Below are 8072 nucleotides of genomic sequence, written 5' to 3'. Positions count from 1 at the left end.
GTAAGTGCCTGCTTCGGGCGCAAAGCTGAGATCTATAGGTTACCCTGGAAATGATCGCTATCCAATGCGTTGCTGGCTGCCTCCCTATTTGGTCCCCCGTGAAGAATTCCCAACCCCTTGAATTATTGCGTTTATCCTGCCGCCTGTAATATCGTTGTTTGCAAGATCGCGCGGTGTTTTCCGGTGCAGCCTTGCAAATTGCGCCGACGATGCAATCGTGATTCCCTGTTCCTGACGAGGCAGCCATGGAGTTTCTCGATGCGTCCGAAGGAGCGGCGGGACAGCGGGCAGAGCGATCTTTTCCGGGCCAGGCTCGATCAGATCGTCGACATGAACCATCCGCTCGCCCGGCTCGGCCGGGTGATCGACTGGCGGTTCCTGGAACAGCGCTGTGGCGCGGCCTATGCGGACGCGCCCGGCCATCCGGCGCTGCCCACCCGCCTGATGGCGGGCCTGGCGATCCTCAAGGCCATGCACGACCTGTCCGACGAGGCGCTGTGCGACCGGTGGCTGGAGAACCCGTATTATCAGCTGTTCTGCGGCGAGGAATTCTTCCGCCACGATCTGCCGTTCGACCGTTCGTCGATGACGCGCTGGCGCCAGCGCATGGGCGAGGAGAAGCTGAACGCCCTGCTGCAGGAAAGCCTGGCGGCGGCGGTACGCACCGATGCAGCCAGGCCCGCCGACTTCACCAGGGCCATCGTCGACACCACCGTGCAGCCGAAGGCTGTCAGCCATCCGACCGACGCCCGCCTGATGCAGCGCTCGCGCGAGCGGCTGGTGCGGCTTGCCGGCAAATTCGGGATCCGGCTGCGCCAGTCCTACGCCCCGGTGGGCAAGGCGGCGCTCATCCGCCACCAGCGCTATGCCCATGCCAAACAGTTCAACCGGGCGGCCAAGGCGTTGCGCACGTTGAAGACCTACCTCGGCCGTGTGATCCGCGACATCGTCCGCAAGACGAAGGGCGACGCGCAACGCGAGGAAGCCGTCGCCCACGAGATCATGCTGGCGCGCCGCGTCCATGCCAGAAACCGCAACCTCAACCGAGTCAGGGGCCGGGAGAAGGATGCCGGGCACAAGGAGGCCGATCTGCGCATCTTCAGCCTGCACGCCCCCGAGGTCGAGTGTATCGGCAAGGGCAAGGCCCACAGGCCATACGAGTTCGGCGTCAAGGTCTCCGTCGCCACCACGCTCAACCGATCAAGGGGCGGACAGTTAGTCACCCATGTCAAGGCCTTGCCGGGCAAGCCCTATGACGGCCATACGCTCGAGGCCATCATCCCGGCCATCGAGGCGCAGGTCGGCGTCACGCTCTCGCGCATCGTCGCCGATGCCGGATACCGCGGCCACAACGCGCCGCCGACCCACCGCTTCAAGGTCTATGCGGCAGGCCAGAAACGCGGCGTGACCGCGGCCATCAAACGCGACATGCGCCGCCGGGCAGCCGTCGAACCCGTCATCGGCCACCTGAAAGCCGACCACCGGATGGGCAGAAACCACCTCGCCGGCAGCACCGGCGACGCCATCAATGCCGTGCTGGCCGCCATCGGCTACAACTTCAGGCGCATCCTTGTATGGCTCGCATTGCTTTTTGCCATTCTCAGCAGCCTCCTCCTCAGCCAGACACAGCAGAGAGCCGTCAGTCAGACGCCGTGAACGCCGCAGTTCACGGGGGACTATTTGGGATTGTCCGCATCAATCAGGGCGCGCAGTACTCCAGCCAGATCGTGAGTCAACGATCCAATCTTCTCCTTTTCGTTCGTCCGCTCAGTGGGCGGCTCACTCCAGCGAGCGTCAGCCCTGCCTTGAGACCGTCACCGGCGTATAGCCAGCAACGTCCCGGATGAAGCCCGCCAACTCGCGTGCGACCACCGCCATAACTTCGCCACGTGCTTGCCGGTTCCGGCCAGACGGCGGAACTTCGCGCACAGGCGGGTCTGCGCCTTCCAGATTATCTTTTTTGGCCTGATCCACCTTGCAATAACGCGTTAGATCAGCGGGCCAGTGCCGGTCGCCCGACCACGCCCCTTGCGTTCGCGCTCTTCAAGCACCTCGCGCCACATGTCATAGGTCGAGGCGACCATCTGTTCGAGGTCCTCGCGGGAGTACAAATCAATCCTCTCGTCCGTGTGAAGTCTGACTGCACGGCAATCCTCCGACGGATCGCCAAACTGCGCGATGGTCAGTCGAACCTCGGCAAAGTCCTCGTCAGCAGCCCGGATGCGCTCGTGCATCATAGAGAACGCAAACCGGCGCCCCTCAGCGGTTAGCCCTCTGGTACGACGCGGTTCAATAAACAGCGCGCTCGCCTGTTCGTCGATAGCAAGAATCATCGGTAGCCAAAAAGTGACCTTCTTCCCCATACCCATCGAAAGCGGAAAAAATTCATGCCGCCGACCGATCACGCGGCCAGAAGTCGCAAAGTCATGTAGGCCGAGGGCAACGCGCTGGTTATAAGTGAACTCCTCGTCCGACTTACTGCGCTTCCGCAACTCTGCTTCGATCACTGCCCAAGGTGTCGGCTCCGCTGCGCCCAAATCCAACTCGGGCTGGACGTTGAGGATGTCAGAAATGCAGGACCGAAAAGGCTTGTAGGAGAAGGTCGAGAAACCGCCTTTCATCTGCTCTAAGCTTTTGCGCTTCATGTCATCGCGCTGCGGCGCGATGCGCGCAAGGTCAATGTCAGGCAAAAGGCGTGTCGTCACTGGGCGGCTCTCCTGCGCGAGGATTTGTGCCAACCGACACCTTATGGTGCCGGAATCGATCCAAGATCACATCCTCTGGTATCCGCATCCCAAAAGCAACATCTGTTCGAGCTTTGTCCACGATAACGGACCACGGCGAGTCCTTTGCGTGCGAGAGATCGACAAGCCTTCCAGGCGGCAGGTGGCCGTATGACCTCATCACGTCAGACACGAGGTCGATAACTGCGAGATCGGACGGCCTCGGCAAATCGCGAGTCCGTCCTGTGAGGGGATCTTTTGCCACCGCGCGCGTGATGATCGGCGCCGAGCCTGACGGCTTGAACGCGCGGTACACGGCTGGGTGCACCGGACCGTACTGCCAAGCCTCGAAGTACCCGGACACAAGCGGGCGCTTCGTCCTAGTCAGATGTATCCCGTGGGCGAAGTAGAGTAGCTTCTGGAGAGCGAGGTTCGAGACATTCCATCTGCGCCGATCTGCCTCATCCAGCATGAGATTCGCAATTGCCCTCGGATCGTATGGCCCGCTCATAGCCTCATGCCTGCTGCCTTCGAGTTCCATATTTATTTAACAAGATGCCCCGCAACGGGGTGATTTGGCAATGGCATGTTGGGCGGTTCCGTATGAGGGACTCGGCCTCACGCCAAGCCCTCTTACTAAATAACATGCGCTACCAGCTTAGCTACACAGGTGTCCTTCTCGCTCATGGCTGTACTATGGCCCCACTAGTTGTGCAAGCTGCGACGATCTCGCTGTGGCAAACACGAATGGCCGGTTCCGAGAAGCATATGGCGCTACCTGAAGGGTGGGGATCGGCCGGAAGCGGCCGTTCGATGAGAACCGTCCGAACGACCGCTTTGGGCCGTCTCTCCCACGGCCGCGAGGGCGCCGGTGGGGCGCATCGTGAACCCCATGCTTAGGCAAGCTGGTTCCTAAGAGGCTGTTTGGAAACAGTTGCGGTTTTGTCTTTGGCGTGATTCATGGTTTGGATGTGGACCGATGAAAGCCGCGGCCGGATGGCCGCCATTGAGAAGAAGACGAAACGGTATCCGAGCGATGTGACCGATGAGGAATGGTCGGCCATCTCGCCGTTTCTGCCCGGGCCTGCTGCGACGGGCCGCAAGCGCCGGATCGACCTGCGCGAGGTCGTGAATGCCATCCGCTACATGGTTCGTTCCGGCTGCGAATGGCGCATGCTGCCGATCCACTTCCCGCCATGGCAGACGGTCTATTGGTGGTTTCGCCGGTTCGTTCGGCTGCTGCTGTTCCGCACCATCCACGACGTGGCGCTGATGATCGATCGAGAGCGATCGGGCCGCAATGCCGATCCGAGCGCCGCCGTCATCGACAGCCAGACGATCAAGGCTCCCGCCGCTGCCGGCACGCGCGGCTTCGACGGCGCCAAGAAGATCGTGGGCCGCAAGCGCCACATCGCGGTCGATACGGACGGCCGCCTGCTCATGGTCAACCTCACCACCGCTGACATTTCCGATAGCGCCGGAGCACAGGCCGTTCTCGATGCCGTGCGCAAGCGCTGGCCCTGGATCAGGCATCTGTTCGCTGACGGCGCCTATGATCGGCGCCCACTTCTCGACAAGGCTGCCTTTCTCGACTTCATCGTCGAGATCGTTCGCCGCAACGATCCCGGCTTCAACGTACTGCCGCGAAGATGGGTGGTCGAACGCACCTTTGGATGGCTCACAAGATACCGACGCCTCGTGCGAGACTATGAAGCCCGTATCGACGTTTCAGAGGCGATGATCTACGCCGCAATGGCAAGCTCAATCATCCGACGCATCAATCACTGAGCATTTCCAAACGGACTCTAAGCACCCCCGCTACATGCTGCAGCCCTGCATCTTTCGCCCTGCGGCGATGCCACGCGAGGTGAAGGGGAAAACCTGCCACCGGGATCGGGGTCGGCAGGGTGGCAAGATCGTCCGCCGCCACCATGACGCGCGAAGGCAGCATGGCGATCATGTTGGATCCACGAAGCAGGGTCGGCACCAGGCCGAAGCTCGGGACGACCAGCCCCACCCGGCGAGCGCGGCCCATCCGGGCCAACGCGGCATCCAGCGGGCTACGCGCCTCGCCCCGGCCCGAGACGAGGATATGCGGATAATCCAGCCAGCGGTCGAGGTCGAAGCCCGGGATCGCCGGATGGCCGGAACGCAGCGCGATGACGTAATGTTCGACCAGCAACGCCTCGCGGTGAAGATCCTCGTCGTCGCCCGGAAAGATCGAGATGGCGATGTCGGTGCTGCCATCCACCAGTGCAACGCGCGCGGCCTCGGCCCCGTGCCAGGGCTGGATCACCACATCGATGCCGGGGGCGGTGCCGGCCAGCGCGCGTTGCAGCGGGCCGGTCACGAACAGCGCCGGATAATCTGCCATGCAGATGCGCAAGGTCTGGCGCAGCTCGGCCAGCGGCACCTCGGGCGGATCAACCAGATCCATCACGCCCGCCAGCAGGGACTTCAATGGCGCGCGTAAGGATTCCGCCTTGTCCGTCAGGCGCATGGTGCCACGCCCGCGCTCCAGCAATTCGTCGCGGAACAGATGGCGGCAGCGTTGCAGCGCCGCCGAGGCGGCGGGTTGCGACAGGCCCAGCCGATCGGCAGCGCGGCTGACCTGCGCCTCGTCCAGCAGCGCGTCGAGGATCACCAGGAGGTTCAGGTCGAGCGAACGTAAATTCATGAAACGGATAATAGATCAGATCATTAATCGATTGGAGTAATTCTTGAGTCTCCGGCATCGTTCCTCCCGTCCAAGCCTTCCTCCGTCCCAGCCAAGGAGTTGACGATGACCAAGACCCTGATCCTGCTGTTTCACCCCGACCTGACCCGCTCCAGGGCCAACGCCGCCATGGCCCGCGCCGCCGCGGCGTTGCCCGGCGTCTAGGTGGTGGACATGACCGCCACCTGTCCAGACGGGCTCGACCTCCAGCGCGATGGCGCACGCGAGGCAGCGCGGCTGCTCGCGGCCGACCGGATCGTGCTGCAATTCCCGGTGCAGTGGTATTCCGCTCCGCCGCTGCTGAAGGCCTGGGAGGATGCTGTGCTGACGCGGATGTTCTACCTCGCCTACGAGGCCGAGGGGCGACGGCTGGAAGGCACGCCGTTGATGATCGCCGCGACCGTCGGCAACACACCCGAGGCCTACAGTCCCGGCGGTCGCAACCTGTTCCCGATGATCGACCTGCTGGCCCCATTCCGCGCCACAGTGCACCGCTGTGGGCTTCCGTGGGCCGACCCCTTCGTCCTCTACCGGGCCGACAAGCTCTCGCCCGCTGAGGTTGAGGCCGCAGCGGCCGACTATGCCGCCCACCTCGGCCGCTGGATCGCTTCACAGTACCGGGCTGCTTGAGCCGCAGCTTTTGGGGGGGGCTTGCGACAACCTAGCTGTCGTTCCGCCGAGCAGCCGGCATTCGGTCAATACCGTGGGGATCACAGCCAGCGAAGGCCTTCAGAACGGCACCTCTCAGCAAAACTGGCATGGTTGGCGACGATTACCGCCGATCAAGCATTCGGGCGTGGAGCCAGAGGTCTCCGGCCTCATGGCGCTATTGTCAGTCATGCACGCATTACTGATCACGATATCGGCTTTTCGTCCGTGCCCATAAGCCAAATCTCCTGTCAAACGACAGATGAGGCCGGAGGCTTTCGGAATTGCCTCCCCATCACTCCTTCTTTCGGCCGAGCCTGGGCGACACCGCCAAGCCAAACGAGCACGGCCTGATTGAGCCGAACGACATCCTCGTCATCGAGTCGCCCGGTCCGGTCGCCGACCTTGGACTTCGGCACCGTGGTGATCTTGTCCACCATCAGCCGGGAGAAGGAACGCAGACCGTTGCGCTCGTTCGGCTCCACGGGAAGCCGGAACAACGGCGCATCGGTCTCGTCCGTGGTGAAGGCGCAGATGGTAATCGAATCCATGGCGTCGAAGCTGTCATCCTGCAGGATGACGACAGGGCGAGGCTTACCCCCATAGTCCCGGCCGCCGAATACCGTCCAGATGTCTCCGCGCCTCATTCATCGCCCCAGTCGGACGCTGCGTCGATGAACGCCTGGTCCTCACGGGCTTGGGCGCTCGCCGCCACGGCTGCCGACTGCTGATGAGCCTCCGACCGGAACGATGAAGCGCGCACATCGGGAACCCAGATCTGGATCGGCCGTAGGCCCTGCGCCCGCAACTGCTCGCGATGTTCCTGGACCTTTACCTGCGCGGGCTTCGCACCTTTTACCGATGGCATGGTTCCTTGTTCCCAAAAGTTACATGTAACCTATCACGGGAGGCGCCGGGTTGAAAGCAGATTGAATGTGGGGATCAACGTGGAGTTTACGGTGTGAAAGTGCGCCAAAGGGGAGGGGATGGTAGCGAATCGCGAATGGATCATCATTCCCGACACCGAAACAGCCAGCATCTTGCGCAAGGACCGAATCGTCTCCCTTGCGACAATCCACTTCGACGGCGACGACAGGCATTCACGCGTGAAGCACCGTTCGTCATATCGCTATCTCGGTCGTCTACTGCGCGACCCCAGCGGAAATTTTTGTGCGTCGTCGTTCCAGGGATCGAACACGATTGCCCCTGATGGCCGTGTGTCCTTCACGTTGCGCGTGACCAGATAGAGGTCGTATTCGATCGCCGTCGCTGCGATCATCGTGTCAATCACCGGCGGCGCATGGCCACTTGAGCGCTTGCCCTCTCCGGACATCCGCCCCCACCGCCGAACGATTTCGTCACCGAGTGGGAGAACGCGGCTGCCGAACCGTTCCGCCAGCGCGTCGCGGGCCGCCATGTAGCGCGACCGGTCCGCGTGATGATCGGGCAGGTTGTGAATGCCCTTGTCGTATTCGGCCAGGGTGAGAACACTGATGTGGAGGGTTTCCTCGTCCTGCCCCTCGGCCCAGCGCTTCACTGATGGCGCACCCCGGGGATTGATCAGGGCAGCCACGACATTGGTGTCAAGCAGCCAGCCTCTCACAGTTCTACGTCCCGCCCGCGATCGGCTTCGCGTTCGAGTTCGAGCCCATCGAGATGCAGGCTCTCCATGAACTGGATGAAGGGTACCCGGGGCTTCTCCGGCACAAGACGTTCAAATTCCTCGACGCTCATCACCACGACCGCATCTTGACCCCGCACGCTCACGCGCTGCGGCCCCTCCTCGCGGGCATGCCGCACCACCTCGCTGAAGCGCGCCTTCGCGTCCTCAAGCTTCCACCGTCCCGTCACCGGCCGGGTTCCAGCCCGTTTTGCTTTTATCAGTTCCGTCTGTTTGCCCATTGTTTCACACCTAGTCAGATAGTCAGTTATATAGCACGCACCTCGCAGTAGCGCCAGCGCGCCTTACTGAAAACAGGGCAGGA

General features: G+C 62.4%; 9 protein-coding genes and 1 pseudogene. 3 read left to right on the top strand and 7 right to left on the bottom strand.

The window, feature by feature from the left end:
* Positions 1-258 precede the first annotated feature (258 nt).
* On the top strand, positions 259-1656 hold the full coding sequence (locus tag ACUSIJ_RS29285; protein ID WP_449311947.1) for an IS5 family transposase: 1398 nt from the start codon (positions 259-261) through the stop codon (positions 1654-1656).
* Between the two features lie 332 nt (positions 1657-1988).
* Here the strand turns inward: ACUSIJ_RS29285 and socB are convergent, their stop codons facing one another.
* Both socB and socA read right to left on the bottom strand, forming a co-directional pair.
* Positions 1989-2705: a type VI toxin-antitoxin system SocB family DNA replication inhibitor toxin gene (socB, locus tag ACUSIJ_RS29280; RefSeq protein ID WP_449311946.1), complete on the bottom strand. Its 717-nt coding sequence runs from the start codon at positions 2703-2705 to the stop codon at positions 1989-1991.
* Positions 2683-3264, bottom strand: coding sequence for a type VI toxin-antitoxin system SocA family antitoxin (gene socA, locus ACUSIJ_RS29275; RefSeq protein ID WP_449311945.1), 582 nt, complete (start codon positions 3262-3264; stop codon positions 2683-2685). Before socA ends, socB begins: the two co-directional genes overlap by 23 nt.
* Positions 3265-3692: 428 nt before the next feature.
* Between socA and ACUSIJ_RS29270 the strand changes: the two genes are divergently transcribed.
* Positions 3693-4511: an IS5 family transposase gene (locus ACUSIJ_RS29270; RefSeq protein ID WP_449311948.1), complete on the top strand. Its 819-nt coding sequence runs from the start codon at positions 3693-3695 to the stop codon at positions 4509-4511.
* On the opposite strand, the gene ACUSIJ_RS29265 is transcribed toward ACUSIJ_RS29270, so the two are convergent.
* On the bottom strand, positions 4501-5400 hold the full coding sequence (locus ACUSIJ_RS29265; protein ID WP_449311944.1) for a LysR family transcriptional regulator: 900 nt from the start codon (positions 5398-5400) through the stop codon (positions 4501-4503). The genes ACUSIJ_RS29270 and ACUSIJ_RS29265 overlap by 11 nt on opposite strands.
* A 213-nt stretch (positions 5401-5613) precedes the next feature.
* Between ACUSIJ_RS29265 and ACUSIJ_RS29260 the strand changes: the two genes are divergently transcribed.
* The gene (locus ACUSIJ_RS29260; RefSeq protein WP_449311943.1) at positions 5614-6069 is read left to right on the top strand and encodes an NAD(P)H-dependent oxidoreductase; all 456 of its coding nucleotides are present in this window, start codon (positions 5614-5616) and stop codon (positions 6067-6069) included.
* Positions 6070-6470: 401 nt separating this feature from the next.
* Here the strand turns inward: ACUSIJ_RS29260 and ACUSIJ_RS29255 are convergent.
* The 4 genes and pseudogenes from ACUSIJ_RS29255 to ACUSIJ_RS29240 form a co-directional block, all read right to left on the bottom strand.
* Positions 6471-6734: pseudogene (locus ACUSIJ_RS29255) on the bottom strand (type II toxin-antitoxin system PemK/MazF family toxin); the annotation flags it as partial.
* A complete protein-coding gene (locus ACUSIJ_RS29250; protein ID WP_449311942.1) occupies positions 6731-6955 on the bottom strand; it encodes an antitoxin MazE family protein in 225 nt (74 codons plus the stop codon). The pseudogene ACUSIJ_RS29255 and the gene ACUSIJ_RS29250, both read right to left, overlap by 4 nt.
* Positions 6956-7216: 261 nt before the next feature.
* Positions 7217-7690: a PIN domain-containing protein gene (locus ACUSIJ_RS29245; RefSeq protein ID WP_449311941.1), complete on the bottom strand. Its 474-nt coding sequence runs from the start codon at positions 7688-7690 to the stop codon at positions 7217-7219.
* Positions 7687-7989 (bottom strand): type II toxin-antitoxin system Phd/YefM family antitoxin, encoded by a 303-nt coding sequence (locus ACUSIJ_RS29240; RefSeq protein WP_449311940.1) that lies wholly within the window; start codon positions 7987-7989, stop codon positions 7687-7689. The genes ACUSIJ_RS29245 and ACUSIJ_RS29240 overlap by 4 nt, the downstream gene beginning before the upstream one ends.
* Between the last annotated feature and the right edge of the window lie 83 nt (positions 7990-8072).

The organism is Pseudochelatococcus sp. B33, from assembly GCF_053570585.1.
Note: the sequence above shows the minus strand (reverse complement) of the source record. Positions and strands in the feature narration are given on the sequence as shown.

What these genes read in the sequence shown, in the direction of transcription:
- ACUSIJ_RS29285 (WP_449311947.1), top strand. Translation starts at nt 259, where the DNA reads ATGCGTCCGAAGGAGCGGCGGGACAGCGGGCAGAGCGATCTTTTCCGG.
- socA (WP_449311945.1), bottom strand. Translation starts at nt 3,264, where the DNA reads ATGGAACTCGAAGGCAGCAGGCATGAGGCTATGAGCGGGCCATACGAT.
- ACUSIJ_RS29270 (WP_449311948.1), top strand. Translation starts at nt 3,693, where the DNA reads ATGTGGACCGATGAAAGCCGCGGCCGGATGGCCGCCATTGAGAAGAAG.
- ACUSIJ_RS29265 (WP_449311944.1), bottom strand. Translation starts at nt 5,400, where the DNA reads ATGAATTTACGTTCGCTCGACCTGAACCTCCTGGTGATCCTCGACGCG.
- ACUSIJ_RS29260 (WP_449311943.1), top strand. Translation starts at nt 5,614, where the DNA reads ATGACCGCCACCTGTCCAGACGGGCTCGACCTCCAGCGCGATGGCGCA.
- ACUSIJ_RS29250 (WP_449311942.1), bottom strand. Translation starts at nt 6,955, where the DNA reads ATGCCATCGGTAAAAGGTGCGAAGCCCGCGCAGGTAAAGGTCCAGGAA.
- ACUSIJ_RS29240 (WP_449311940.1), bottom strand. Translation starts at nt 7,989, where the DNA reads ATGGGCAAACAGACGGAACTGATAAAAGCAAAACGGGCTGGAACCCGG.